The sequence below is a fragment of the Pseudomonas sp. 3MA1 genome (genome assembly GCF_029237275.1).
Taxonomy (GTDB): domain Bacteria; phylum Pseudomonadota; class Gammaproteobacteria; order Pseudomonadales; family Pseudomonadaceae; genus Aquipseudomonas; species Aquipseudomonas fluorescens_AP.
In genome coordinates this window covers 831,902-858,022 of the sequence record NZ_JAACFX010000001.1, presented here as the reverse complement: position 1 = coordinate 858,022, position 26,121 = coordinate 831,902, and the positions used below count along the sequence as shown (strand labels likewise).

General features: G+C 63.5%; 20 protein-coding genes. 10 read left to right on the top strand and 10 right to left on the bottom strand.

All coding sequences use genetic code 11. The annotated features are described in order from the left end of the window. Positions 1-54 precede the first annotated feature (54 nt). Positions 55-2,430, bottom strand: coding sequence for a phosphoenolpyruvate synthase (gene ppsA / locus GWQ44_RS04100; RefSeq protein ID WP_275926686.1), 2,376 nt, complete (start codon positions 2,428-2,430; stop codon positions 55-57). Between the two features lie 173 nt (positions 2,431-2,603). Here ppsA and GWQ44_RS04095 point away from each other — a divergent pair, with 173 nt between their 5' ends. Next, positions 2,604-3,422, top strand: a complete 819-nt coding sequence (locus GWQ44_RS04095) for a pyruvate, water dikinase regulatory protein (protein ID WP_016964354.1) — start codon at positions 2,604-2,606, stop codon at positions 3,420-3,422. An 83-nt stretch (positions 3,423-3,505) separates the two neighbouring features. On the opposite strand, the gene GWQ44_RS04090 is transcribed toward GWQ44_RS04095, so the two are convergent. Next, a complete protein-coding gene (locus GWQ44_RS04090) occupies positions 3,506-4,930 on the bottom strand; it encodes a PLP-dependent aminotransferase family protein (protein WP_275926685.1) in 1,425 nt (474 codons plus the stop codon). A gap of 93 nt (positions 4,931-5,023) precedes the next feature. On the opposite strand from GWQ44_RS04090, the gene GWQ44_RS04085 reads away from it, so the two are divergent. Next, complete coding sequence (locus tag GWQ44_RS04085) at positions 5,024-5,980, top strand: EamA family transporter (RefSeq protein WP_275926684.1); 957 nt, start codon at positions 5,024-5,026, stop codon at positions 5,978-5,980. A 118-nt stretch (positions 5,981-6,098) separates the two neighbouring features. Here the strand turns inward: GWQ44_RS04085 and prpD are convergent, their stop codons facing one another. From prpD to GWQ44_RS04055, 6 genes are all read right to left on the bottom strand, one after another. After that, positions 6,099-7,583 carry a 2-methylcitrate dehydratase gene (prpD, locus tag GWQ44_RS04080; protein WP_275926683.1) on the bottom strand — a complete coding sequence of 495 codons (1,485 nt, stop codon included), beginning with the start codon at positions 7,581-7,583 and terminating at the stop codon, positions 6,099-6,101. A gap of 293 nt (positions 7,584-7,876) precedes the next feature. Continuing rightward, entirely contained in the window at positions 7,877-9,067 is a 1,191-nt protein-coding gene (gene prpF / locus GWQ44_RS04075; protein WP_275926682.1) for a 2-methylaconitate cis-trans isomerase PrpF, read from the bottom strand. A gap of 61 nt (positions 9,068-9,128) precedes the next feature. Then, on the bottom strand, positions 9,129-11,723 hold the full coding sequence (gene acnD / locus GWQ44_RS04070) for a Fe/S-dependent 2-methylisocitrate dehydratase AcnD (protein WP_275926681.1): 2,595 nt from the start codon (positions 11,721-11,723) through the stop codon (positions 9,129-9,131). Positions 11,724-11,924: 201 nt separating this feature from the next. Next, entirely contained in the window at positions 11,925-13,052 is a 1,128-nt protein-coding gene (prpC, locus tag GWQ44_RS04065) for a 2-methylcitrate synthase (RefSeq protein WP_199009532.1), read from the bottom strand. 151 nt (positions 13,053-13,203) lie between these two features. Continuing rightward, on the bottom strand, positions 13,204-14,097 hold the full coding sequence (prpB, locus tag GWQ44_RS04060; RefSeq protein WP_011060181.1) for a methylisocitrate lyase: 894 nt from the start codon (positions 14,095-14,097) through the stop codon (positions 13,204-13,206). Next, the gene (locus GWQ44_RS04055) at positions 14,094-14,816 is read right to left on the bottom strand and encodes a GntR family transcriptional regulator (protein ID WP_016964348.1); all 723 of its coding nucleotides are present in this window, start codon (positions 14,814-14,816) and stop codon (positions 14,094-14,096) included. Before GWQ44_RS04055 ends, prpB begins: the two co-directional genes overlap by 4 nt. Before the next feature lie 267 nt (positions 14,817-15,083). Here GWQ44_RS04055 and GWQ44_RS04050 point away from each other — a divergent pair, with 267 nt between their 5' ends. The 4 genes from GWQ44_RS04050 to pabB all read left to right on the top strand — a co-directional run bounded on the left by GWQ44_RS04050 (position 15,084) and on the right by pabB (position 19,651). Beyond that, positions 15,084-15,620, top strand: coding sequence for an ATP-dependent zinc protease (locus tag GWQ44_RS04050; protein WP_047302880.1), 537 nt, complete (start codon positions 15,084-15,086; stop codon positions 15,618-15,620). 5 nt (positions 15,621-15,625) lie between these two features. Beyond that, positions 15,626-17,158 carry an inactive transglutaminase family protein gene (locus tag GWQ44_RS04045; RefSeq protein WP_047302878.1) on the top strand — a complete coding sequence of 511 codons (1,533 nt, stop codon included), beginning with the start codon at positions 15,626-15,628 and terminating at the stop codon, positions 17,156-17,158. After that, the gene (locus GWQ44_RS04040; RefSeq protein ID WP_016964345.1) at positions 17,158-18,144 is read left to right on the top strand and encodes an alpha-L-glutamate ligase-like protein; all 987 of its coding nucleotides are present in this window, start codon (positions 17,158-17,160) and stop codon (positions 18,142-18,144) included. Before GWQ44_RS04045 ends, GWQ44_RS04040 begins: the two co-directional genes overlap by 1 nt. Positions 18,145-18,307: 163 nt before the next feature. After that, positions 18,308-19,651 carry an aminodeoxychorismate synthase component I gene (pabB, locus tag GWQ44_RS04035; protein WP_042940830.1) on the top strand — a complete coding sequence of 448 codons (1,344 nt, stop codon included), beginning with the start codon at positions 18,308-18,310 and terminating at the stop codon, positions 19,649-19,651. Positions 19,652-19,779: 128 nt separating this feature from the next. Here the strand turns inward: pabB and thrH are convergent, their stop codons facing one another. Then, the gene (gene thrH, locus GWQ44_RS04030; RefSeq protein WP_016964343.1) at positions 19,780-20,397 is read right to left on the bottom strand and encodes a bifunctional phosphoserine phosphatase/homoserine phosphotransferase ThrH; all 618 of its coding nucleotides are present in this window, start codon (positions 20,395-20,397) and stop codon (positions 19,780-19,782) included. A gap of 175 nt (positions 20,398-20,572) precedes the next feature. Between thrH and GWQ44_RS04025 the strand changes: the two genes are divergently transcribed. The 3 genes from GWQ44_RS04025 to GWQ44_RS04015 all read left to right on the top strand — a co-directional run bounded on the left by GWQ44_RS04025 (position 20,573) and on the right by GWQ44_RS04015 (position 24,168). Then, positions 20,573-21,307, top strand: a complete 735-nt coding sequence (locus GWQ44_RS04025; protein ID WP_016964342.1) for a phosphoadenylyl-sulfate reductase — start codon at positions 20,573-20,575, stop codon at positions 21,305-21,307. A gap of 529 nt (positions 21,308-21,836) precedes the next feature. Further along, on the top strand, positions 21,837-23,384 hold the full coding sequence (locus GWQ44_RS04020) for an NCS1 family nucleobase:cation symporter-1 (RefSeq protein ID WP_275926680.1): 1,548 nt from the start codon (positions 21,837-21,839) through the stop codon (positions 23,382-23,384). Positions 23,385-23,439: 55 nt separating this feature from the next. After that, positions 23,440-24,168 (top strand): aspartate/glutamate racemase family protein, encoded by a 729-nt coding sequence (locus GWQ44_RS04015; protein ID WP_016964340.1) that lies wholly within the window; start codon positions 23,440-23,442, stop codon positions 24,166-24,168. A gap of 36 nt (positions 24,169-24,204) precedes the next feature. Here GWQ44_RS04015 and GWQ44_RS04010 read toward each other — a convergent pair whose 3' ends face one another. Beyond that, positions 24,205-25,128: a LysR family transcriptional regulator gene (locus tag GWQ44_RS04010; protein WP_016964339.1), complete on the bottom strand. Its 924-nt coding sequence runs from the start codon at positions 25,126-25,128 to the stop codon at positions 24,205-24,207. 126 nt (positions 25,129-25,254) lie between these two features. On the opposite strand from GWQ44_RS04010, the gene GWQ44_RS04005 reads away from it, so the two are divergent. Then, positions 25,255-26,001 carry a 3-oxoacyl-ACP reductase family protein gene (locus tag GWQ44_RS04005; protein ID WP_103741224.1) on the top strand — a complete coding sequence of 249 codons (747 nt, stop codon included), beginning with the start codon at positions 25,255-25,257 and terminating at the stop codon, positions 25,999-26,001. Positions 26,002-26,121: the final 120 nt, after the last annotated feature.

The following is a 26,121-nucleotide window of genomic DNA, read 5'->3' as shown; positions in this document are numbered from 1 at the left end:
CTTGAATCTTCAAGAGCCGGTCCGCCGAGGCGCAACCGGCTCTTCGTTCACCGATTACGCCGCGCCCTGACCTTCGGCCAGGAAGAACCAGGTTTCCAGCACCGAGTCCGGGTTCAGCGAAACGCTTTCAATGCCCTGCTCCATCAGCCACTTGGCCAGGTCCGGGTGGTCCGAAGGCCCCTGGCCGCAGATGCCGATGTACTTGCCGGCCTTGTTGCAGGCGGCGATGGCATTGGCCAGCAGCTTCTTGACCGCAGGATTACGCTCGTCGAACAGGTGGGCGATGATCCCCGAGTCACGGTCCAGGCCCAGGGTCAGCTGGGTCAGATCGTTGGAGCCGATGGAGAAACCATCGAAGTACTCGAGGAACTCCTCGGCCAGGATGGCGTTGGACGGCAGTTCGCACATCATGATCACGCGCAGGCCGTTTTCGCCGCGTTTGAGGCCATTTTCAGCCAGCAGATCAACCACTTGGCTGGCTTCGCCCAAGGTGCGCACGAACGGCACCATGATTTCGACGTTGGTCAGGCCCATCTCGTTGCGCACGCGTTTCAGCGCACGGCATTCCAGCTCGAAGCAGTCACGGAAGGATTCGCTGATGTAACGCGAGGCGCCACGGAAGCCCAGCATCGGGTTCTCTTCTTCCGGCTCGTAGAGCTTGCCGCCGATCAGGTTGGCGTATTCGTTGGACTTGAAGTCCGACAGGCGCACGATGACCTTCTTCGGAGTGAACGCCGCAGCCAGGGTGCTGATGCCTTCAACCAGCTTGTCGACGTAGAAATCCACAGGATCGTGGTAACCGGCAATACGCTTGTCGACGCTGTCCTTGATCTCTTGCGGCAGCCCGGCGTAGTTCAGCAGCGCCTTGGGGTGCACGCCGATCATGCGGTTGATGATGAACTCCAGGCGGGCCAGGCCAACGCCGGCGTTTGGCAGTTGGGCGAAGTCGAAGGCGCGGTCCGGGTTACCGACGTTCATCATGATCTTGAACGGCAGTTCCGGCATGGCGTCTACCGAGTTCTGCTTGATGTCGAAGCCCAGTTCGCCTTCGAAGATCAAGCCGGTGTCGCCTTCGGCGCAGGAAACGGTCACCCCCTGGCCATCCTTCAGCAGCTCGGTGGCGTTGCCGCAACCCACTACCGCCGGAATCCCCAGTTCGCGAGCGATGATCGCCGCGTGGCAGGTACGACCGCCACGGTTGGTGACGATGGCGCTGGCGCGCTTCATCACCGGTTCCCAGTCCGGGTCGGTCATGTCGGACACCAGCACGTCACCGGCCTGGACCTTGTCCATCTCGGAAACGTCCTTGATGATCCGCACCTTGCCGGCGCCGATGCGCTGACCGATGGCGCGACCTTCCACCAGCACGGTGCCAGTTTCCTTGAGCAGGTAGCGCTCCATGACGTTGGCCTGGGTACGGCTCTTCACGGTTTCCGGACGAGCCTGGACGATGTACAGCTTGCCGTCGTCGCCGTCTTTGGCCCACTCGATGTCCATCGGGCACTGGTAGTGCTTCTCGATGATCATCGCCTGCTTGGCCAGCTCGCTGACTTCGGCGTCGGTCAGGCAGAAACGCGCGCGATCGGCTGCGTCCACGTGCACGGTCTTCACCGAACGACCGGCCTTGGCTTCGTCGCCGTAGATCATCTTGATGGCCTTGCTGCCCAGGTTGCGGCGCAGGATGGCCGGACGACCGGCTTCAAGGGTGTTTTTGTGGACGTAGAACTCGTCCGGATTGACCGCGCCCTGGACCACGGTTTCACCCAGGCCGTAGGCGCCGGTGATGAACACCACGTCACGGAAGCCCGACTCGGTGTCGAGAGTGAACATCACGCCGGCGGTACCGGTTTCCGAACGCACCATGCGCTGCACACCGGCAGACAGGGCCACCAGCTTGTGGTCGAAACCCTGGTGTACGCGGTAGGAAATGGCGCGATCGTTGAACAAAGAGGCAAACACTTCCTTGGCGGCACGGATCACGTTGTCCACGCCACGGATGTTGAGGAAGGTTTCCTGCTGGCCGGCGAAGGAGGCGTCCGGCAAATCTTCGGCGGTGGCCGAGGAACGCACGGCTACCGCGATGTCCGGGTTGCCTGCCGACAAGGCGGCGAAAGCGGTACGGATCTCGGTGTTGAGGCGCTCGGGGAACTCGGCTTCCATGATCCATTGACGGATCTGCGCGCCGGTCTTGGCCAGGGCGTTGACGTCATCGACATCCAGCGCATCGAGGGCGGCATGGATCTGGTCGTTCAGACCGCTCAACTCAAGAAAATCACGATAAGCCTGAGCTGTCGTGGCAAAGCCACCAGGGACCGATACGCCCGCACCTGCGAGGTTGCTGATCATCTCGCCCAGGGATGCGTTCTTGCCCCCCACATGCTCAACATCGTGTTTGCCGAGCTTATCGAGGGAAACTACGTACTCTACCAAGGTGATCTCTCCACTAACTGTGTTGGAAAAGCTCAGAAGCCGGCTGCTCGGGGAGCGTTTGCCCGCTATATGGCCTGGACCTGGAAAATAAGTGAGAATGCGGGCCATTCCCGGCCGACAAATCGCGCCTATCATATCCAAGAATCGTCACTAGCTTAAGGCCCAAGCCGCAAATGAAACGATCTGCTTTCTTTATTTCCGACGGTACCGGTATCACAGCGGAAACCCTCGGCCAGAGCCTGTTGGCGCAGTTCGAAAACATTACCTTCAGCAAATTCACGCGGCCGTACATCGACAGCATGGAAAAAGCGCGGGCCATGGTACAACAAATCAATATGGCCGCCGAAAAAGACGGCCATCGCCCGATCATTTTCGACACCATCGTCAACCAGGACATTCGTGAGATTCTCGCGACCTCCAATGGTTTCATGATCGACATCTTCTCGACCTTCCTCGCGCCCCTGGAACAGGAGCTCAGCGAGCACTCCTCCTACTCCGTCGGCAAGTCCCACTCCATTGGCCACAACTCCAACTACATGGAGCGGATCGAGGCGGTGAACTTCGCCCTGGACAACGACGACGGCGCCCGCACCCACTACTACGACAAGGCCGACCTGATCCTGGTGGGCGTGTCGCGCTGCGGCAAGACCCCGACCTGCCTGTACATGGCCATGCAATTCGGCATCCGCGCGGCCAACTACCCGCTGACCGAAGAAGACATGGAGCGCCTGCAACTGCCCAATGCCCTGCGCGCCCACAAGCACAAGCTGTTCGGCCTGACCATCGACCCGGACCGCCTCACCGCGATCCGCAACGAGCGCAAGCCCAACAGCCGCTACTCCAGCTACGCCCAGTGCGAGTTCGAAGTGCGCGAAGTGGAAAACCTGTTCCGCCGCGAAAACATTCCCCATATCAACTCCACGCATTTCTCGGTGGAAGAGATTTCCGCCAAGATCCTCGTGGAAAAAGGCGTGGAGCGCCGCTTCAAGTAGGTCGCACCAAGGCTTCAGCCAGCCCGATGTGGCAAGGAATCGTCCCTGCCACAAGGCTTGCCCGCATTACCCCATGCCCCCCGTCACCATCCCGGCAATCCACGCTCCTGGCGTAACGCCGTCGCCAATGCAGCAAAGCCCTCGGTCAGTTTCCGATCATCGGCCGTGGTGTTGCAGACACTGGCGCGAATGAACTGCGGCACCGCCGCCTGGCCCACGGCGAAGGTCTCGGCGGTGGCCACCAGATAGTGCTGCTGCTTCAAGTGCGCCTCGATCTCCGAAGCCCGCCAGGGCTCGGGAACACGGATCCAGAAATGCGGGCAGGCCTCTGGACTGCGCCAGTGCAACCCCTGCAGCAAGCCCGCCACCAGCCCCTTGCGCCGCATGATCTCGGCCATCTGCTGCTGACGCAAGCGTTCGGCAATGCCGTTATCGATCCAACCGGCAGCCAGCTCCAGGACCAACGGCGTGGCCATCCAGCAGGTTGCCCGCAGCGCTGCGGCCAATCGTCCCACCAGTGGCGGCGGCGCGCACAGGAAACCGACCCGCAACCCCGCGGCCACGGCCTTGCTCAGGCTGCTGATCAGCACCGTGCGCTCAGGGGCGAAATGAGCCAGCGGCGCCGGCCGCTGAGCCATCAGCACGGCGTGGGTTTCATCCTCCAGAATCAACAGGTTGTGCCGCCGGCAGACCTCGGCGATCGCCTCGCGGCGCGCCGCGGACTGCACCGCGGTGCTGGGGTTCTGCAAGGTCGGCGTGCAATACAGGGCCGCCAGCCGGTGATGCCGGCACGCCTCCTCCAGCGCCTCGGGCAACAGCCCCTGCTCATCCATGGGCAAGCCCAGCAACTTGATCCCTTGCATCCGAGCGCTACTGATCAGGCCCGGATAAGTCAGGTGCTCGGTGGCCAGGGTATCCCCGGCCTTGAGCAGCGCCAGCAGGGCGATATGCAAGCCATGCTGGGCGCCGTTGACGCAAAGCACCTGCGCGGCATCGACCTGCAACCCCTCCTGGGTCAGCCAGCGGGCACCGGCCTCGCGATAGCGCGCCAGCCCGGCCTCCGGACTGTAGCGAGCCACGTCCAGCAACCCCTGGGGATCGTCCGCCAGCGCCCGCAGGCCCTGAGCGATCAAGCGGCTCTCCGGCCCGGGAATATGGGTATTGCGACTCATGTCGAACAGCGCGGGCGACTCATCGCCGACGTGGCGAAACCCGGCGTCGCGCGGGCGCTGCAAGCCGTCCTGACGCACGTAGGTGCCATCCCCGACCCGCGCCACCACCTGCCCCACGCGCTCCAGCTCGGCATAGGCACGACTGATGGTGCCAATGGTCACCCCCAGTTGATCGGCCAGTTGCCGATGGGGAAACAACTTGCTGCCAGGGGCCAGCAGCCCCTGGTCAATGCCCTGATCCAGCGCGTCGGCCAGGCGCTTGTACTTGGGCCCCGCCCCTTCGCGCAAGGCGGAACGCAACATTGACACCATGTCAATACTTACTTTGACAGCCATCATTTACCCCAATAACGTGCTTTACAGGTTCAATCACCGGAAATGACTCGCTCAATATAGGGGTCAATTACCGATCACGAAAGGAGTGTCAGCGTGACCACGACCACCACGGCAGCCCCCACCACAACAGTGCCTTCGCGCCACTGGCTGGCCACGCTGGTGACCTGCACCCTGTTCCTGATTGTCTGCCTGAGCTGGGGCACCACCTGGCTGGGGATCAAGATCGCCGTGGAAAGCGTGCCCCCGCTGACCGCCGCCGGGCTGCGCTTTCTGATTGCCTTCCCGTTGTTCGCCTGCTTTGCCTGGCTGCGCCGCGAGCCGTTGATGTTCCCCAGGGGCAGCCGGGGCTTCCTGGTGTTCGTCACCCTGTGCTACTTCAGCCTGCCCTATACCCTGCTCAACTACGGCGAGGTGCACGTGTCCTCGGGGCTGACCGCGTTGCTGTTCAGTTGCATGCCGGTGTTCATCCTGATTTTTTCCGCCCTGTTGTTGCGAGAAAGGATTCATCTGGCGCAACTGCTGGGCATCGCCGTCGGCTTTGCCAGCCTGTTCCAGATCATCCGCGGCCAGGGCCTGCTCAACGATCACAACGAACTCTCGGGGGTGCTGGCGATTCTCGGCGCGGCGCTGCTGCATGCCCTGTGCTACGTGGTCACCAAGAAACACGGCAGCGCCATCAGCGTCATCACCTACAACGCCCTGCCGATCGGCATCGCCGGCCTGCTGCTGTGCCTGGCCGGGCTGGCCGTGGAAAGCCCGGACTTTGCCGCGATCAGCCCGCGCTCCTGGGGCGCCCTGCTGTACCTGGGGCTGGCTGCGTCGGTGGGCGGATTTATCGTCTACTTCTTCCTGCTCAAGCGCCTGAATCCGGTGATCCTGTCCTTCGTTTTCATCATCTTCCCGGTGTTCGCGGTGATCATCGGCGCCTGGTACGAAGGCCAGAGCCTGTCCCGGGACCTGCTGCTGTATGCCTCGACCCTGCTCGGCGGCTTCGCCATCACCAAATTGCCGCTGGATAAATGGCTGACCAGAAAGCCCGCCCGACGCTAAAGAGACGCGGTAGGAGCGAGCTTGCTCGCGAAGCTTCTCGGAACGCCACGCTCGCCCGGCAAACCCGCGTCATCGTTGACGTTCATCGCGAGCAAGCTCGCTCCTACAAGGGTGGGTATCAGATCACCAGCAGGTCGACGAACCTGTGCACCGGCGTTGCTTCCAACCGCGCCGGGTCCTTGTACAGCTGGAAAATCTGCGCCGAGCGCTGGGCGCTGAAGCGGGTGGCCAGGTTGGCCTTGAACTTGTCTTCCAGCAGCGGGATGCCTTCGGCGCGGCGCCGCCGGTGGCCGATCGGGTACTCCACCGCCACCTGTTCGGTGCTGGAGCCGTCCTTGAAGAACACCTGGATCGCGTTGGCGATCGAGCGCTTGTCGGCTTCCAGGTATTCCCGGGTATAGCGCGGGTCTTCAACGATCTGCATCTTGCCCCGCAACTGATCGATGATCGGGTGCGCGGCGTGGAAGTCGTCCTCGTAGTGCTCGGCCACCAGGGTGCCGAAGGCCAGGGGCACGGCGGTCATGTATTGCAGGCAGTGATCGCGGTCGGCGGCATTGGCCAGCGGCCCGACCTTGGAAATGATGCGGATCGCCGACTCATGGGTGGTGATCAGGATGCGGTCGATTTCGTGCAGGCGATTGCGCACTTTCGGATGCAGGATCACCGCCGCCTCACACGCGGTCTGCGCATGGAACTCCGCCGGGAAGCTGATCTTGAACAGCACGTTTTCCATCACGTAGCTGGCGTATTTCTGCGTCAGGCTGAACTGCCGCTGGCCCTCGGGCTTGAGCGCCAGGTCCTTGTTGGTGTGACTGAACAGCACGTCATAGAAGCCCCACTGCGGCGCGCTGAGCACCCCTGGAATGCCCATCTCGCCGCGCATTGCGATATCCGCCAGGCGCACCCCGCGACTGCTGGCATCCCCCGCCGCCCAGGATTTGCGTGAACCGGCATTCGGCGCATGACGGTAGGTGCGCAGCGCCTGACCGTCGACAAAGGCATGGGACAGCGCCGCCAGCAGCTGCTCGCGATTGGCCCCCATCAACTTGGCGCAGACCGCTGTGGAGGCAACCTTTACCAACAGCACATGATCGAGCCCGACGCGGTTGAAGGAATTTTCCAGGGCGATCACGCCCTGGATCTCATGGGCCATGACCATCGCCTTGAGCACGTCGCCCAGGGTCAGCGGCGCCTCGCCATTGGCCACGCGCTTTTGCGACAGATGATCGGCCACCGCCAGAATCCCGCCGAGGTTGTCCGAAGGATGCCCCCACTCCGCCGCCAGCCAGGTGTCGTTGTAATCCAGCCAACGCACGATGCTGCCTATGTCCCAGGCCGCCTTCACCGGGTCGAGGCGGTAGCTGGTGCCGGGCACCCGGGCGCCGAAGGGCACCACGGTGCCTTCGACGATCGGCCCCAGGTGCTTGGTGCATTCGGGAAAACGCAGGGCCAGCAGGCCGCAGCCCAGGGTGTCCATAAGGCAATGGCGGGCGGTGTCGAGGGCTTCTTGGGAGTCGATGGAATAGTTCAGGACATAGTCGGCGATGTCCTGCAGGACCTGGTCGTACTCGGGACGGTTGTTCAGGTCTACGTTGGCGCTCATGGGGGCGTTGCTCCTGTTGCAAGGTTGTGGGTAGCGGTGATTCCTCAGGTACAGGTCAATAACGGCATCGCAGGTCTGCGCCTGCTCAGCGATTCAATAACAGCGGCACTGCTGGCGGTTGTGGCGAGGGAGCTTGCTCGCGCTGGGTGGCGCAGCCGCCCCAAAGGCGGCCCATGGGTTGCAGCAGGTCAATCGCAAGTTCAAGGCTTACGACCGCTACGCGCCGGCCGGCCGAGCGGGAGCAAGCTCCCTCGCCACAGCAAGCCCCCCCCTCAAAGCCTGCGCTGCTGTTCCTAGAAACTGTCGCCGGGCACGCGCACCCAGCCTTCCATCAGCACCCGCGCGCTGCGGCTCATGATGGCCTTGACCACGGTCCAGTCAGCACCGTTTTGCGTGGCTTCGGCGCCGACGCGCAAGGTGCCCGAAGGGTGACCAAAACGCACCGCGCTGCGCGCACCGCCGCCGGCCGCCAGATTGACCAGGGTCCCGGGAATCGCCGCCGCGGTGCCAATGGCCACCGCCGCGGTGCCCATCATCGCGTGGTGCAGCTTGCCCATGGACAGGGCCCGCACCAGCAGGTCGACATCCCCGGCCTTGATCGCCTTGCCGCTGGAAGCCTGGTAATCCGCCGGCGGCGCGACAAAGGCCACTTTCGGCGTGTGCTGGCGCTGGGCGGCTTGTTCCAGGTGCTGAATCAGACCCATGCGCAGGGCACCGTGGGCACGGATGCTCTCGAACATGGCCAGGGCCTTGGGGTCGCCATTGATGTCGCCCTGCAGCTCGGTGCCGCGGTAACCGATGTCCGCCGCGTTGATGAAAATCGTCGGAATCCCGGCGTTGATCAGGGTCGCCTTGAAGGTGCCAACACCCGGTACTTCCAGGTCGTCCACCAGGTTGCCGGTGGGGAACATCGAACCGCCGGCGCCCTCTTCCTCGGCCGCCGGATCGAGAAACTCCAGCTGCACTTCGGCCGCCGGGAAGGTCACCCCATCCAGCTCGAAATCACCGGTTTCCTGAACCTCGCCGTTGGTGATCGGCACGTGGGCGATGATGCTCTTGCCGATATTGGCCTGCCAGATACGCACCACCGCCACACCGTTCTGCGGGATGCGCGCCGGGTCCACCAGGCCGCTGCTGATGGCGAACGAGCCCACCGCCGCCGAGAGGTTGCCGCAGTTGCCGCTCCAGTCGACGAAGGCCTTGTCGATGGCCACCTGACCGAACAGGTAGTCGACGTCGTGATCGGCCTTGATGCTCTTGGACAGAATCACCGTCTTGCTGGTGCTGGAGGTGGCGCCGCCCATGCCGTCGATCTGCTTGTCATAGGGATCGGGGCTGCCGATCACCCGCAACAGCAGGGCATCGCGGGCCGCGCCCGGCAGTTGGGCCGCCTCGGGCAGGTCCTTGAGATTGAAGAACACGCCCTTGCTGGTGCCGCCACGCATGTAGGTGGCGGGAATCTTGATTTGCGCTACGAATGCCATGAATTTCAGGTCCTGATAAAGACCGGGGGCGGTGCCTTGCGGCCCGCCCCCGGTAAGTCATTTAGCTGACGACTGCCGATTCCAGGAAGTCCTGGGCGAAGCGTTGCAGCACGCCGCCCGCCTCGTAGATCGACACCTCTTCGGCGGTGTCGAGGCGGCAGGTCACTGGCACCTCCAAGCGCTCGCCGTTGCGGCGGTTGATCACCAGGGTCAACTGCGCGCGCGGCGTGCGTTCGCCGATCACGTCATAGGTTTCGGTGCCGTCGATGCCCAGGGTCTTGCGGTCGGTGCCCGGGAGGAACTCCAGGGGCAGCACGCCCATGCCCACCAGGTTGGTGCGATGGATGCGCTCGAAGCCTTCGGCGACGATGGCTTCCACACCGGCCAGGCGCACGCCCTTGGCCGCCCAGTCGCGGGACGAGCCCTGACCGTAGTCGGCGCCGGCAATGATGATCAGCGGCTGCTTGCGCTGCATGTAGGTTTCGATGGCTTCCCACATCCGCGTGACTTTGCCTTCCGGCTCGATCCGCGCCAGGGAGCCCTGCTTGACCTTGCCGTTTTCCTGAACCATTTCGTTGAACAGTTTCGGGTTGGCGAAGGTCGCGCGCTGGGCGGTCAGGTGGTCGCCACGGTGGGTCGCGTAGGAGTTGAAGTCCTCTTCCGGCAGGCCCATTTTCGCCAGGTACTCGCCAGCCGCGCTGTCGAGCATGATGGCGTTGGACGGCGACAGGTGGTCGGTGGTGATGTTGTCCGGCAGCACCGCCAGCGGGCGCATGCCCTTGAGGCTGCGCTCGCCGGCCAGGGCCCCTTCCCAGTACGGCGGACGGCGGATGTAGGTGCTCTGTGGACGCCAGTCGTACAGCGGCTCGACTTTCGGGCCGGTGTCTTCGTGGATGGCGAACATCGGGATGTAGACCTTGCGGAACTGCTCCGGCTTGACCGCCGCCTTGACCACCGCGTCGATTTCTTCGTCGCTCGGCCAGATGTCCTTGAGGCGGATTTCCCGGCCATCGGCGTCCAGGCCCAGCACATCCTTCTCGATATCGAAACGGATGGTGCCGGCAATCGCGTAGGCCACCACCAGCGGCGGCGAAGCCAGGAACGCCTGCTTGGCATAAGGGTGGATGCGCCCGTCGAAGTTGCGGTTACCCGAGAGCACGGCGGTGGCGTACAGGTCGCGCTCGATGATCTCTTTCTGGATCACCGGGTCCAGGGCGCCGGACATGCCGTTGCAGGTGGTGCAGGCAAAGGCCACCACGCCAAAGCCCAACTGCTCCAATTCATGGCCCAGGCCGGCTTCTTCCAGGTACATGGCCACGGTTTTCGAACCCGGGGCCAGGGACGACTTGACCCACGGCTTGCGGGTCAACCCCAGCTTGTTGGCATTGCGCGCCAAAAGGCCCGCCGCGATCACGTTGCGCGGGTTGCTGGTGTTGGTGCAGCTGGTGATGGCGGCAATGATCACCGCGCCGTCGGGCATCTGCCCCGGCACTTCGGACCACTGCCCGGCAATGCCCTTGGCCGCCAGCTCGCTGGTGGCGACCCGTGCGTGCGGGTTGCTCGGCCCGGCCATGTTGCGCACCACCGACGACAGGTCGAACTGCAGACCGCGCTCGTAGCGCGCGCTCTTCAGGCTGTCGGCCCACAGGCCGGTGTGCTTGGCGTAGCTCTCCACCAGGCGCACTTGTTGGTCTTCGCGGCCGGTGAGCTTGAGGTAGTCGATGGTCTGCTGGTCGATGTAGAACATCGCCGCGGTGGCGCCGTATTCCGGGGCCATGTTGGAAATGGTGGCGCGGTCGCCCAGGGTCAGTGCCGCAGCGCCTGCGCCGAAGAACTCCAGCCAGGCACCCACCACTTTCTGCTTGCGCAGGAACTCGGTCAGCGCCAGCACCATGTCGGTGGCGGTGATCCCGGGTTGCAGCTTGCCGGTGAGCTCGACGCCGATGATTTCCGGCAGGCGCATCCACGAAGCGCGGCCGAGCATGACGTTCTCGGCTTCCAGGCCGCCCACACCGATGGCGATCACCCCCAGGGCGTCCACGTGGGGGGTGTGGCTGTCGGTGCCGACGCAGGTATCAGGGAAAGCCACACCGTCGCGCACCTGGATCACCGGGGACATTTTCTCCAGGTTGATCTGATGCATGATGCCGTTGCCCGGCGGGATCACATCGACGTTCTTGAAGGCCTTCTTGGTCCAGTTGATGAAGTGGAAGCGGTCTTCGTTGCGCCGGTCTTCAATCGCGCGGTTCTTGTCGAAAGCGTCCGGGTCGAAGCCGCCGCATTCCACGGCCAGGGAGTGGTCGACGATCAGTTGGGTCGGCACCACCGGGTTGACCAGGGCCGGGTCACCGCCCTGATCGGCAATGGCATCGCGCAGGCCGGCCAGGTCCACCAGCGCGGTCTGGCCGAGGATGTCGTGGCACACCACGCGGGCCGGGAACCAGGGAAAGTCCAGGTCGTCGCGACGTTCGATCAACTGGCCAAGGGAGGCGTTGAGGGTCGCCGGATCACAGCGCCGCACCAGGTTTTCCGCCAGTACGCGGGAGGTGTAGGGCAGGCTGTCGTAGGCGCCGGGCTGGAGCGCATCGACCGCCGCACGGGCGTCGAAATAGTCCAGCTGGCTGCCGGGCAGCGTCTTGCGAAATTCAGTGTTCATGGTCAGGGGACTCGATCACGGTAGTTTCAAAGGGAGCGTCTGGCACCGAGTTGAATGGACCTCTATCCCTTGTAGGAGCGAGCTTGCTCGCGATGACTGAAGCAGATCCGACATCGCGTCGGCTGAGCCATCGCTGTCGCGAGCAAGCTCGCTCCTACAGGTGTGTGGTGCATTCAAGCCACAGTGCTGGCGCCCTCCCGGTCAGCGGCGTTCGATTGGCACGAACTTGCGCTGTTCAACGCCGATGTACTCGGCGCTTGGACGGATGATGCGGTTGTTGCCCCGCTGCTCGAACACGTGGGCGGCCCAGCCGGTCAGGCGCGAGCAGACGAAAATCGGGGTGAACAGCTTGGTCGGGATGCCCATGAAGTGGTACGCCGAGGCGTGGTAGAAGTCGGCGTTGGGGAACAGCTTCTTCTGCTCCCACATGGTCTTGTCGATGGCTTCGGACACCGGGAACAGCACCTTGTCACCGACTTCGTCCGCCAGCTTCTTCGACCAGCCCTTGATCACCTCGTTGCGCGGGTCGCTGTCTTTGTAGATCGCGTGGCCAAAGCCCATGATCTTGTCCTTGCGCTCCAGCATCCGCAGCAGTTCGGCGGTCGCCTCTTCGGGGTTGTGGAAGCGTTCGATCAGCTCCATGGCCGCTTCGTTGGCGCCACCGTGCAGCGGGCCACGCAGCGAACCGATGGCGGCGGTGATGCACGAGTACAGGTCCGACAGGGTCGAGGCACAAACCCGGGCGGTGAAGGTCGAGGCGTTGAACTCGTGCTCGGCGTAGAGGATCAGCGACACGTTCATCACCTTGACGTGCAAGTCGCTGGGCTTCTTGCCGTGCAGCAGGTGCAGGAAGTGGCCGCCGATGGTCTGCTCGTCGCTGACGCAGTTGATGCGCACGCCTTCATGGCTGAAGCGGTACCAGTAGCACATGATCGCCGGGAAGGCCGCCAGCAGACGGTCGGTGACATCGTGCTGCTGGGAGAAGTCCTTCTCCGGCTCGATATTGCCGAGGAACGAGCAACCGGTGCGCATCACGTCCATCGGATGGGCCTGGGCCGGAATCCGCTCCAGCACTTCCTTCAGCGCCTGTGGCAGATCCCGCAGCTTGCTCAGCTTGGCGCTGTAGGCGGCCAGTTGTTCCTGGGTTGGCAGGTCGCCGTACAACAGCAGGTAGGCCACTTCCTCGAACTGCGCATCGGCCGCCAATTCGCGCACGTCATAGCCGCGGTAGGTCAGCCCGGCACCGGCCTGGCCCACGGTGGACAGCGCGGTTTGCCCGGCGACCTGGCCGCGCAGACCTGCACCACTCAATACTTTTGCTTCGGCCATTGCTCTCTCCAATCTTGAATTTGTTAGGGACTTGGCAACTTCGTTGGTCGGGACTCACCCCGACACTGTAGGAGCGAGCCTGCTCGCGATCCAGGCTCGCGCGTTAGCGTCGACGGCCATCGCGAGCCAGCTCGCTCCCACAAGGATTGATTCAGCCTTTCTTCTGGGCGAACAGCGCATCGAGCTTCTGCTCGAAGCTGTGGTAATCGATGCGCTCGTAGAGCTCCATGCGGGTCTGCATGGTGTCGATCACGTTCTGCTGGGTGCCGTCGCGACGGATTGCGGTGTAGACGTTTTCCGCCGCCTTGTTCATGGCGCGGAACGCCGACAGCGGGTACAGCACCAGGGAAACATCCACGGATTTCAACTGTTCGGTGGTGTACAGCGGAGTCGCGCCGAATTCGGTGATGTTGGCCAGGATCGGCGCCTTCACCCGATCGGCGAAGATCTTGTACATCTCAAGCTCGGTGATGGCTTCTGGAAACACCATGTCGGCGCCGGCCTCGATGCACGCCGCGGCGCGTTCCAGGGCCGACTCCAGGCCTTCCACCGCCAGGGCGTCGGTGCGCGCCATGATCACGAAGCTGTCGTCGGTGCGGGCGTCCACCGCGGCCTTGATGCGGTCGACCATTTCCTGCTGGGAAACGATCTCTTTATTGGGGCGGTGGCCGCAGCGCTTGGCGCCGACCTGGTCTTCGATATGGATCGCCGCGGCGCCGAACTTGATCATCGACTTGACGGTGCGCGCCACGTTGAAGGCCGAGGAACCGAAGCCGGTGTCCACGTCCACCAGCAGCGGCAGGTCGCAGACGTCGGTGATGCGACGCACGTCGGTGAGGACGTCGTCGAGGCCGGTGATGCCCAGGTCAGGCACGCCGAGGGAACCGGCGGCGACCCCGCCGCCAGACAGGTAGATGGCCTTGAAACCGGCGCGCTTGGCCAGCAGGGCGTGGTTGGCGTTGATCGCGCCGACCACTTGCAACGGCTGTTCGCTGGCGACCGCATCGCGGAAACGCTGGCCTGGAGTGCTCTTGTTGGAACTCATGACTCACCTCGTGGAGTGGCTGTCTGATGGGCGCTGTCCTGGTAGTGACGCGCAATATTGCGTTTCGAGGCGCCGATGTGGCGGCGCATCAACAACTCGGCCAGTTCGCCGTCGCGATCGGCAATGGCATCGAGAATCCGGTGGTGTTCGGCAAACGCCTGGTGCGGGCGGTTGGGGGTCGCGGAGAACTGGATGCGGTACATGCGCACCAGTTGGTACAGCTCGCCGCAGAGCATCTGCGTAAGGGTGCGATTGCCCGCGCCCTGGATGATCCGGTAGTGGAAGTCGAAATCCCCTTCCTGCTGGTAGTAGCCGACGCCGGCCTGGAACGCTGCATCGCGCTCGTGGGTATCGAGCACCCGGCGCAGCTCGTCGATCTCCTCGGTGGTCATGCGCTGCGCCGCCAGGCGACAGGCCATGCCTTCCAGGGATTCGCGGATTTCGTAGAGTTCGATCAGTTCGGCGTGGCTCAGGGACACCACCCGGGCGCCGACATGGGGCACCCGCACCAGCAGGCGCTGGCCTTCGAGGCGGTGAATCGCCTCGCGCAACGGGCCACGACTGATGCCGTAGGTTCGGGCCAGCTCCGGTTCGGAGATCTTGCTGCCCGGGGCGATCTCGCCCTTGACGATGGCGGCCTGGATGCGCCGGAAGACGTTTTCGGACAGGGTTTCAGAATCGTCCTGCGCCGGCAGCGGATGTTCCAGTTGATCCAGCATATTGTCGACACCTTGAAAATCAATGAGGCAAAAACTAGCCAATACCCGGAAGACAGTCAAAGGAAAAATTGAGATTGTCGACAATCGTCTAATAACCCGTTGCACCAGAACGAGACAAAAGGCCCGCCCCCAGCGCTGGCGCGGCAAAACCAGCATGCTAGAATGCCGCCCGCATTGGCCTGTCATCTTTTTATGGCACGCACACGAGGGAGCTTGCGCAGCAATGCCGGTCGCCTTGAATTGAAGAACCCATGCCCATCAGGATCTATGAGACTCAAGGCCCTCCCCCCCCTCCTCTGCCTGCTTGCCTTGCCCGGCATCAGTGCCGCCGCCGGCAAGACTGTCTACGGTTTGAATGAATATGCACGGTTGTCGGACATTGACCTGGAAGTCGCGGCCAAGCTCGACACCGGCGCCAAGACCGCTTCCCTGAGTGCCCGCGACATCAAGCGCTTCAAGCGCAATGGCGAATCCTGGGTGCGTTTCTACCTGGCCATCGACACCGCCCACAGCCACCCCATCGAGCGGCCTCTGGCCCGGGTCAGCAAGATCAAGCGCCGCGCCGGCGACTATGACCCCGATGAAGACAAGAACTACACCGCCCGGCCGGTGATCGCCCTGGATGTGTGCATGGGCAGCGCCTTGCGCAGCATCGAAGTGAACTTGACCGACCGCAGCACCTTCCAATTCCCGCTGCTGATCGGCTCCGAAGCCCTGAAACGCTTCGATGCGCTGGTCGACCCCAGTCTTAAATACGCTGCTGGCAAACCCGCCTGCGCCACCGACGCTCATACCGCAGAGTAATTCCCATGCGTTCTCTTACCCTTCATCTGAAAGTCCTGATCGCCATCCTGGTGGTGCTGGGCATTTCGATCACGGCCTATCAGATTTTCGTGCTGGGCATTCCGGTGACCGAAGACGCCACCGACGATCTGTGGAACATCGACGCCAAGGTCGAATTCGTCGCCAACGGCAAGGACCCGATCAAGATCCAGATGTTCGTGCCGCCCCTGAGCCGCGACTACGTGAGCCTCAACGAGAGCTTCATTTCCAACAACTATGGGGTGTCGGTGAACCGTGTCGACGGCAACCGCAAGGTCACCTGGTCGGCACGCCGGGCCAAGGGCAACCAGACCCTGTACTACCGCCTGGTGCTGACCAAGCGCTACAGCGCCGAGAAATCCAAGATCAAGGGCCCGACCTTCCGCGACAGCATGGCCGTGGAAGGCCCGGAGAAGATTGCCGCCGAAGCCCTGCTGGCGCCGATCCGCCAGCACTCGGCGGACGTCGAGACCTTCATCAGCGAGGCCATCAAACGGGTCAACAACGCCAGTGACGACAACGCCAAGCTGCTGCTGGCCGGCGACCCGTCCAGCGCCAACAAGGCCAAGATCGTCGAGTTGCTGCTGTCCATCGCCCACGTGCCGATGGAGAAGGTCCACACCATTCGCCTGGTGGCTGACCAGCCGCAGACCCCGGAGCTCTGGCTGCGCAGTTTCAACGGCACCGACTGGCTGTACTTCAACCCGGAAACCGGCGAGCAGGGCATGCCCAGCGACCGTCTGCTGTGGTGGACCGGCGACGACAACCTGATCACCGTCGATGGTGGCAAGAAAGCCAACGTCACCTTCAGCCTCAACAACAGCGAAATGAACGCCATTCGCCTGGCCAAGCTGACCGACGAGAACACCGACGCCAACTTCCTCGAATACTCGCTCTACGGCCTGCCGCTGCAGACCCAGCAGACCTTCATGATCATGGTGATGATCCCCATCGGCGTACTGGTGATCCTGATACTGCGCAACCTGATCGGCCTGCAGACCCTGGGCACCTTCACCCCGGTGCTGATCGCCCTGGCCTTCCGCGAGACTCAGCTGGGCTTCGGTATCGTGCTGTTCACGGTGATCACCGCGCTGGGGCTGTCCCTGCGCTCCTACCTGGAACACCTGAAGCTGCAGATGCTGCCGCGGCTGTCGGTGGTGCTGACCTTCGTCGTGGTGCTGATCGCCGCCATCAGCCTGTTCAGCCACAAGCTGGGCCTGGAGCGCGGCCTGTCGGTGGCGCTGTTCCCGATGGTGATCCTGACCATGACCATCGAACGCCTGTCCATCACCTGGGAAGAGCGTGGCGGCGGCCATGCGATGAAAGTCGCCATCGGCACCCTGTTCGCCGCCTCCCTGGCGCACCTGATCATGAGCGTGCCGGAGCTGACCTACTTCGTCTTCACCTTCCCGGCGATGCTGCTGATCCTGGTGGGCTTCATGCTGGCGATGGGTCGTTACCGCGGCTACCGCCTGACGGAGCTGGTACGTTTCAAAGCCTTCGTCAAGGCCGACTCCTGATGTTCGGCCTGTGGAAGACCTGGAAAGCCCTGGAAGCGCGGGGAATCATGGGCATCAACCGGCGTAACGCCGACTACGTGCTCAAGTACAACAAGCGCAGCCTGTACCCCATCGTCGATGACAAGATCATCACCAAGGAGCGGGCGATCAAGGCCGGCATCCATGTGCCGGAACTGTACGGGGTGATCTCCACCGAGAAGGAAATCGACAAGCTCGGCGAGATCATTGGTGGACGCAACGACTTCGTGATCAAGCCGGCGCAAGGCGCCGGGGGCGACGGCATCATTGTCATCGCCGACCGCTTCGAGGGCCGCTATCGCACGGTGTCGGGCAAGATCATCAGCCACGAAGAAATCGAGCACCATATTTCCAGCATCCTCACCGGCCTGTATTCCCTGGGCGGGCACCGCGACCGGGCGCTGATCGAGTACCGGGTGACCCCGGACCAGATCTTCAAGAGCATCAGCTACGAAGGCGTGCCGGACATCCGCATCATCGTGCTCATGGGCTACCCGGTGATGGCCATGCTGCGCCTGCCGACCCGCCAGTCCGGGGGCAAGGCCAACCTGCACCAGGGCGCCATCGGCGTCGGTGTCGACCTGGCCACCGGCCTGACCCTGCGCGGCACCTGGCTGAACAACATCATCGCCAAGCACCCGGACACCACCAACGCGGTGGACGGCGTGCAACTGCCCTACTGGGACGGCTTCATGAAACTGGCGGCCGGCTGCTACGAGCTCTGCGGCCTGGGCTACATCGGCGTGGACATGGTCCTGGACCAGGACAAGGGCCCGCTGATTCTCGAACTCAATGCCCGTCCCGGGCTGAACATCCAGATCGCCAACGACTGCGGCCTGACCCAGCGCACCCACGCCATCGAAGCCCACCTTGAACAACTCAAGACCCGCGGCATCGTCGAAAGCGTCGAAGAGCGGGTGCGCTTCGCCCAGGAACTGTTCGGCCACATTCCGCCGGTGGCAGGCTGATAACGGCTGCCGCGGGGTGCGAAGGCAATTTTCGCAGCCCGCGGCAGCGGCTACAGGTCGGGGAATGCGCCCTGAACCGGGCAATCGCCGACATCCCCTCTAGGAGCAATTCCTGCACAGGCATACAATCGCCAACCGCGCTCCGATGGCTGATCTGCCCCGCATGTTGACCTGCTCCGTACACCCGCTTCCTTATCGCGCCAACCCCGCCGAGTATTTCGCGGCAATCGAACACGCTCCCGGCGCCGTGCTGCTGGACAGCGGCCGGCCCGCTGCCGAGCGCGGTCGCTATGACCTGCTCAGCGCCTGGCCGCTGGCCGAGCTGACGGTGGCCGCCGACGAAAGTGGCGGCGACTTCCTCCAGCGTCTGCGGCACAACCTGCAGCAACTGGGCCCGGCCCAGGTCCCGGCGCCCTATGAACTGCCCTTCGCCGGCGGCCTGATCGGCTACCTCAGCTACGACTTCGGCCGTCATCTGGAGCGCCTGCCGAGCCTGGCCCGGGATGACCTGCATCTGCCGGACGCGCGCTTTGGCCTGTATGCCTGGGCACTGATCAATGACCACCAGGCGCGCACCAGCCAACTGCTGTTCCACCCCCGCCTGGACGAGGCGGAACGCCAGCGCCTGATCCAGCTGTTCAGGCAAGCGCCCGCCACGGCCGCCGGCTCGTTCAAACTCAGCCGACCCATGCAGGCCGACCTGAGCGCCGAGGATTACCGCCAGGCGTTCCAGCGCATCCAGCATTACATCCAGGCCGGCGACTGCTATCAGGTGAACTTCGCCCAGCGTTTTCGCGGCCAGTACCAGGGCGATCCCTGGGTCGCCTACTGCGCGTTGCGCGCGGCGTGCCCGACGCCCTTCTCCGGCTTTCAGCGCCTGCCGGACGGCGGCGCGGTGCTCAGCCTGTCGCCGGAGCGCTTCGTCCACGTCAGCCAGGGCCGGGTGGAAACCCGGCCGATCAAGGGCACCCGCCCGCGTGGCCGGGACGCTGCCGAAGACGCGGCCAATGCCGCCGAGCTGCTGTCCAGCCCCAAGGACCGCGCGGAAAACCTGATGATCGTCGACCTGCTGCGCAACGACCTGGGGCGCACCTGCCGCACCGGCTCGGTGCGCGTGCCGGAGCTGTTCAGCCTGGAAAGCTACCCCAACGTGCACCACCTGGTGAGCAGCGTCACCGGCGAACTGGCACCCGGCAAGGACGCCCTGGACCTGATCGCCGGCAGCTTCCCCGGCGGTTCGATCACCGGCGCGCCGAAGATCCGCTCGATGCAGATCATCGACGAACTGGAGCCCACGCGACGGGCCCTGTACTGCGGCTCGCTGCTGTACCTGGACGTGCGCGGGGAAATGGACAGCTCGATCGCCATCCGCAGCCTGCTGGCCAAGGACGGGCAGATCTGTTGCTGGGGCGGCGGCGGAATCGTCGCGGATTCGGACTGGCAGGCGGAGTACCAGGAATCCATCACCAAGGTGCGGGTGTTGCTGGAGACATTGCAGGGGCTTTAGGGCCTCTTCGCCGGCAAGCCGGCTCCTACAAGCGCGCGTCGCTCTCCCACCCGTAGGAGCTGGCTTGCCAGCGAAGGCGTCGACAGGATTTGCGCAAAATCCAAAGACCCCTTCGCCGGCGAACCGCTTTACAGACTCAAGGTGCGGTTGGAAGCCTTGATGAATTCCTGCTTCAGCTCGGCAAAACTGTGCACCGCGGGGAACTGCGGGAACTCGCGGATCACATTGTCCGGGGCATGGAACAGAATGCCGGCATCGGCCTCGCCGAGCATGGTCGTGTCGTTGTAGGAATCCCCGGCAGCAATGACCCGGTAGTACAGGCTCTTGAAGGCCAGCACCGACTGGCGCTTGGGGTCTTTCTGACGCAGTTGATAGCCGGTCACCCGGCCGTTGTCATCGGTGATCAGGCGGTGACACAGCAGGGTCGGGAAACCCAGCTGGCGCATCAAGGGCTGGGAAAACTCATAGAAGGTGTCGGACAGGATCACCACCTGGAAGCGCTCGCGCAGCCAGTTGACGAACTCCACCGCGCCGTCCAGGGGCTTGAGGGTGGCGATCACTTCCTGGATGTCGGACAGCTTCAGGCCGTGCTCGTCGAGAATCCGCAGGCGCTGCTTCATCAATACGTCGTAGTCGGGAATATCCCGGGTGGTTGCCTTGAGGGATTCAATCCCGGTTTTTTCGGCAAAGGCGATCCAGATTTCCGGGACCAGTACACCTTCCAGATCGAGACAGGCAATTTCCACAAGACACTCCCATTGGTTCTGATTATTGAAGTTGAGCGAGCAAAAGGACTGCCGAACTCTAGCGACTCGTCCCCAGAGGCGCAACGCAGAGGAGCGCGCCAGGGCCGGGTGGATTTTGTTAAGATCGCCCCCCTATAGAGCGCACAGCGCCACCGACCTGTAGGAAACCGCCCTGATGAACCCATCGTTCGACGTCGCTGAACTCGCCGCGACCTATGCCAACAAATCCGCCCAGGACATTCTCAAGCTGGCCTTCGCCCAGTTCGGTGACGACCTGTGGATCTCCTTCAGCGGCGCCGAGGATGTGGTGCTGGTGGACATGGCCTGGAAGCTGAACAAGAACGTCAAGGTGTTCAGCCTCGACACCGGGCGCCTGCACCCGGAAACCTACCGCTTCATCGATCAGGTGCGCGAACACTACAAGATCGACATCGAACTGATCTCGCCGGACCACAGCAAGCTCGAACCCTTCGTCAAGGAAAAGGGCCTGTTCAGCTTCTACAAGGACGGCCATGGCGAATGCTGCGGCATCCGCAAGATCGAGCCGCTGCGACGCAAACTGTCCACCGTCAGCGCCTGGGCCACCGGCCAGCGCCGCGACCAGAGCCCGGGCACCCGCAGCCAGGTGGCGGTGCTGGAAATCGACAGTGCCTTCTCCACCCCGGAGCGCCCCCTGTACAAGTTCAACCCGCTGGCGCAGATGAGCAGCGAGGAGATCTGGGGTTACATCCGCATGCTCGAACTGCCGTACAACAGCCTGCATGAGCGCGGCTTCATCAGCATCGGCTGCGAGCCCTGCACCCGCCCGGTACTGCCCAACCAGCATGAGCGCGAAGGCCGCTGGTGGTGGGAAGAAGCCACCCAGAAGGAATGCGGCCTGCACGCCGGCAACCTCATCAGCAAAGCCTGACCCCCTCCCTTCTTCGGCAGAAGCCGGCGTGCCAGCGAATGAGTCCTCTTCCCTGAGGACGCCTTCGCCGGCAAGCGCAACGCCACTCGACCCGCCCGCACAATGTGTACACACGAATGTCACCAACGGTGCCATTTTTGTGTGCACTTTCAGCGCCTTTCGCCCCAAAAGGTGACAGCCCTTTCTACTGTCAATATTCATGCGGCAGCCCATCGCGCGTGCCGAAAAATAAATACCTGTTCAAACGGTCAATTTTTAATCCCGCAGTTTCATACAGTTAGGGACAACTCATAACAAAACGAAATCAGCAGCCAATTTCATAGCTCCGGAATTGGCACAGAAGTGGCTTTAGTCGATCTATGTTTTGTATACAAAAACAGCAAAACATACATACACTAACCGTCCGCACGCCTAATCCATAACTCAAGCTGCAGATGCCCCGAACCCAGTGATTCCTCCCCTGCGACGAAGATTGTCGAGCCTTGCGCTCAAGCACAGTCATCCGGGGCCGGAATCAGGAGCCGCCGGAATGCACACCAGCCCTTCCAACAACATCGCACTGGATCTGCCCTCCTCGCCGCACTCGCACAACCTGCAACAGCCCATCGCCGCAACCGACCCGAACAGCGTCATCCTCAGCCCGCGCCTGCACAACCGCGACCTGGCGCCGACCAGGGTCGAAGGCCGCCGCTGGGGCGGCTACAGCATCTTCGCCCTGTGGACCAACGATGTGCACAACATCGCCAACTACTCCTTTGCCATCGGCCTCTACGCCCTGGGCCTGGGTGGCTGGCAGATCCTCCTGTCCCTGGGAATAGGCGCGGCGCTGGTGTACTTCTTCATGAACCTGTCCGGCTACATGGGGCAGAAGACCGGGGTGCCGTTCCCGGTAATCAGCCGCATCAGCTTCGGCATCCACGGTGCGCAGATTCCGGCGCTGATCCGCGCGGTGATTGCCATTGCCTGGTTCGGCATCCAGACCTACCTGGCCTCGGTGGTATTTCGCGTGCTGCTCACGGCCATTCATCCGGGTTTCGCCGATTACGACCACGACTCGATCCTCGGCCTGTCGAGCCTGGGCTGGGCCTGTTTCGTGGTGATCTGGCTGGTGCAACTGGTGATCCTCGCCTACGGCATGGAGATGATCCGCCGCTACGAAGCCTTCGCCGGGCCGATCATTCTGCTGACCGTGGCTTGCCTCGCCGGGTGGATGTACACCCAGGCCGACGGGCAGATTGCCTGGTCGATCCGCGAACCTTTGACCGGCGGCGAAATGTGGCGGCAGATCTTCGCCGGAGGCGCATTGTGGCTGGCGATCTACGGCACGCTGATCCTCAATTTCTGCGACTTCGCCCGCTCCTCGCCGTGCCGCAAGACCATCAAGGTCGGCAACTTCTGGGGCCTGCCGGTGAACATCCTGGTGTTCGCCACCATCACCGTGCTGCTGTGCGGCGCGCAGTTCCAGATCAACGGCCAGGTCATCGAAAGCCCGACCCAGATCATCGCCTCGATCCCCAACACCCTGTTCCTGGTGCTGGGTTGCCTGGCCTTCCTGATCGTCACCGTGGCGGTGAACATCATGGCCAACTTCGTCGCCCCGGCCTTCGTTCTCAGCAACCTGGCGCCCAAGTACCTGACCTTCCGCCGCGCCGGGCTGATCAGCGCGGCGCTGGCGGTGCTGATCCTGCCGTGGAACCTGTACAACAGCCCGCTGGTGATCGTGTACTTCCTCTCCGGCCTCGGCGCCCTGCTCGGCCCCCTGTACGGGGTGATCATGGTGGACTACTGGATCCTGCGCAAAGCCCGGATCCACGTGCCGCAGCTGTACAGCGAAGACCCGCAAGGCGCGTACTTCTACAGCCGCGGGGTCAATCTGCGGGCGGTGGCGGCTTTCGTGCCGGCGGCGCTGATCGCCATCGTGCTGGCCCTGGTGCCGGGCTTTGCCAGCGTCTCGCCGTTTTCCTGGCTGATCGGCGCCGGCATCGCCGGCCTGCTGTACCTGATCATCGCCAAGCGCCAGCCCGGTTACGCCGATGTCAGCGGCGAATCCATCGCCGTGGACAACCTCAGTCATTGAACCTGAACGGCCCGGCGCGCCGGGCCTTGAACTGCCCAACCTGCAAGGAACCCCCATGCGCATTCTCGTGGTCAACGTCAACACCACCGACTCCATCACCCAGGCCATCGCCCGCCAGGCACAAAGCGTGGCGGCGCCGGGTACGGAAATCGTCGGTTTGACCCCCTACTTCGGCGCCGAATCGGTGGAAGGCAACTTCGAAAGCTACCTGGCGGCGATCGCCGTCATGGATCGGGTGCTGGCCTACGACCAGCCCTATGACGCGGTGATCCAGGCCGGTTATGGCGAGCACGGCCGCGAGGGCCTGCAGGAGCTGCTGAATGTGCCGGTGGTGGACATCACCGACGCTGCCGCCAGCACCGCGATGTTCCTCGGCCACGCCTACTCGGTGGTGACCACCCTGGATCGCACCGTGCCGCTGATCGAGGACCGGCTCAAGCTGTCCGGCCTCTATGAGCGCTGCGCCTCGGTGCGAGCCAGCGGCCTGGCGGTGCTGGAGCTGGAAGAGGACCCACTGCGGGCGGTGGAATCCATCGTGCGCCAGGCCGAGCTGGCGGTGACCCAGGACAAGGCCGAAGTGATCTGCCTGGGCTGTGGCGGCATGGCCGGGCTGGATGAACAGATTCGCCAGCGTACCGGGGTGCCGGTGGTGGATGGGGTCACGGCGGCGGTGACCATCGCCGAATCGCTGGTACGCCTGGGGCTGTCCACCTCGAAGGTGCGCACCTACGCGACGCCACGGCCGAAAAAGGTGCTTGGCTGGCCGCTGCGTTCAGGGCGCTGAGTCAGGCAACTGCCGGGTTCGCCGGCCAGCCGGCACCTACAGGGCGCTGAAGGTTTGCGCCAGGCCCTGTTCGGCGAACTGCTCGATGACGAAGTCGACAAAGGCCCGGGTCTTGCCCGGGAGCATCTTGTGCTCGGCGTAGTAGATCGAGGTGTAGCCGTCGTCGACGTACCAATCCGGCAAGACCCGTTGCAGCGCGCCGGAACGCAGGTAGTTGATGGCAAACGGCATGCTCACCAGGGCCAACCCCAAGTCCTGGGCGGCCGCCACGCAGGCCGCCTCGGAATCGCTCATGGTCATGCTGGCCTTGAGCTCCAGCGGGCGCACGCCACCGCCGCGCCCGCTGAGTTGCCAGGGACGGATGCGGCCGGTCTGCGGAGAACGGATCAGGATCCCCCGGCAGTGCTGCAGGTCCTGCGGATCATGGATCGGCGCCCGCCCCGCGAGATAGGCCGGGCTGGCCACCAGCACCCGATGAGCAGGTGCCAGGCGCCGGGCGACCACCCCTTGCGGTAACTCGAAACCGCCACCGATGGCGGCATCGAAGCCCTGGCCGATCAGGTCCACCTGGCGATTGTCGAAATGCCAGTCCGGCTGGATATCCGGGTAACGCTGCAGGAAGCTGGCGAGCATCGGCACGATGTAAAAACAGCCAAATACAGTTCCCATGCTGACCTTGAGCGTGCCTGCCGGGCGCCCCTGGACGGTGGACAGGCTGCTCACGGCGTTCTGGATGGTCTGCAGGCTGTCGCTGACTTCTGCCAGGAACAAGCGTCCGGCCTCGGTCAGGGTCAAACGCCGGGTACTGCGCTGGAACAAACGCACGCCCACCCGCGCCTCCAGCTTGGCTACGCTTTTGCCCACCGCGGCCGGGGTCAATCCCAGGCGTCGCGCCGCCTCGGCAAAACTGCCGACTTCAGCGCTGCGGACAAAACATTCGATACTGCCGAAAGCTTCCATCACTGGCCATTCCATACTTTTGGTTTACACAGAGTATAGGAATTACCCGCTACACAGCGGCCAATCAGCCGTCGATACTCGACGCCAAGCACAAGGCAACCCGGCCTTGAATCTCTGGAGAAGCACATGAGCAAGCACAACCTCAGCGGCAAAGTGGCCTTGATCCAAGGCGGTTCCCGCGGCATCGGCGCCGCCATCGTCGAGCGCCTGGCCGCCGAAGGCGCCAGCGTCGCCTTCACCTATGTCAGCTCCGCGAGCAAGGCCCAGGCCCTGCAGGACAGCATCATCGCCAAGGGCGGCAAGGCCCTGGCGATCCAGGCCGACAGCGCCGATGCCGACGCCCTTCGGGAAGCCGTGCAGCGTACCGCCCAGACCTTCGGCCGCCTCGACATCCTGGTCAACAATGCCGGCGTGCTGGCAATGGCGCCGCTGGACGAGTTCAAGCTGGAAGACTTTGACCAGACCCTGGCCATCAACATACGCAGTGTGTTCATCGCCACCCAGGAAGCGGCCCGGCACATGGGCGAAGGCGGACGCATCATCAATATCGGCAGCACCAACGCCGAGCGCATGCCCTTCGCCGGTGGTGGCCCCTACGCCATGAGCAAGGCCGCGCTGGTGGGCCTGACCAAAGGCCTGGCACGGGACCTGGGACCACGGGGCATCACCATCAACAACGTTCAGCCCGGCCCGGTGGACACCGACATGAACCCGGCCGACGGCGCCTTTGCCGAAAGCCTGCTGGAGCTGATGGCCGTGCGCCGCTATGGCCGCGCCGAAGAGATCGCCGGTTTCGTGGCCTACCTGGCCGGCCCTGAAGCGGCCTATATCACCGGTGCCAGCTTGACCATCGACGGTGGTTTCAGCGCCTGAAGACCGCAGGCAGAAAAAAGCCGGGCCACCCGTATCAGGTGGCCCGGCTCCTGGAATCACTGCCTGCGGCTGGCAAAAGCCTGGCAATGCCCTCCTTCCAACAAGCCAACATCGCTCGCG

Excerpts from the sequence above, each read along its gene's own strand:
- GWQ44_RS04025 (WP_016964342.1), top strand. The coding sequence starts at position 20,573 with ATGAACCCATCGTTCGACGTCGCTGAACTCGCCGCGACCTATGCCAAC.
- GWQ44_RS04015 (WP_016964340.1), top strand. The coding sequence starts at position 23,440 with ATGCGCATTCTCGTGGTCAACGTCAACACCACCGACTCCATCACCCAG.
- prpB (WP_011060181.1), bottom strand. The coding sequence starts at position 14,097 with ATGAGTTCCAACAAGAGCACTCCAGGCCAGCGTTTCCGCGATGCGGTC.
- GWQ44_RS04020 (WP_275926680.1), top strand. The coding sequence starts at position 21,837 with ATGCACACCAGCCCTTCCAACAACATCGCACTGGATCTGCCCTCCTCG.
- GWQ44_RS04010 (WP_016964339.1), bottom strand. The coding sequence starts at position 25,128 with ATGGAAGCTTTCGGCAGTATCGAATGTTTTGTCCGCAGCGCTGAAGTC.
- acnD (WP_275926681.1), bottom strand. The coding sequence starts at position 11,723 with ATGAACACTGAATTTCGCAAGACGCTGCCCGGCAGCCAGCTGGACTAT.
- prpD (WP_275926683.1), bottom strand. The coding sequence starts at position 7,583 with ATGAGCGCCAACGTAGACCTGAACAACCGTCCCGAGTACGACCAGGTC.
- prpC (WP_199009532.1), bottom strand. The coding sequence starts at position 13,052 with ATGGCCGAAGCAAAAGTATTGAGTGGTGCAGGTCTGCGCGGCCAGGTC.
- GWQ44_RS04005 (WP_103741224.1), top strand. The coding sequence starts at position 25,255 with ATGAGCAAGCACAACCTCAGCGGCAAAGTGGCCTTGATCCAAGGCGGT.
- pabB (WP_042940830.1), top strand. The coding sequence starts at position 18,308 with ATGTTGACCTGCTCCGTACACCCGCTTCCTTATCGCGCCAACCCCGCC.
- GWQ44_RS04055 (WP_016964348.1), bottom strand. The coding sequence starts at position 14,816 with ATGCTGGATCAACTGGAACATCCGCTGCCGGCGCAGGACGATTCTGAA.
- GWQ44_RS04050 (WP_047302880.1), top strand. The coding sequence starts at position 15,084 with ATGAGACTCAAGGCCCTCCCCCCCCTCCTCTGCCTGCTTGCCTTGCCC.
- GWQ44_RS04090 (WP_275926685.1), bottom strand. The coding sequence starts at position 4,930 with ATGGCTGTCAAAGTAAGTATTGACATGGTGTCAATGTTGCGTTCCGCC.
- GWQ44_RS04045 (WP_047302878.1), top strand. The coding sequence starts at position 15,626 with ATGCGTTCTCTTACCCTTCATCTGAAAGTCCTGATCGCCATCCTGGTG.
- prpF (WP_275926682.1), bottom strand. The coding sequence starts at position 9,067 with ATGGCATTCGTAGCGCAAATCAAGATTCCCGCCACCTACATGCGTGGC.
- GWQ44_RS04040 (WP_016964345.1), top strand. The coding sequence starts at position 17,158 with ATGTTCGGCCTGTGGAAGACCTGGAAAGCCCTGGAAGCGCGGGGAATC.
- GWQ44_RS04095 (WP_016964354.1), top strand. The coding sequence starts at position 2,604 with ATGAAACGATCTGCTTTCTTTATTTCCGACGGTACCGGTATCACAGCG.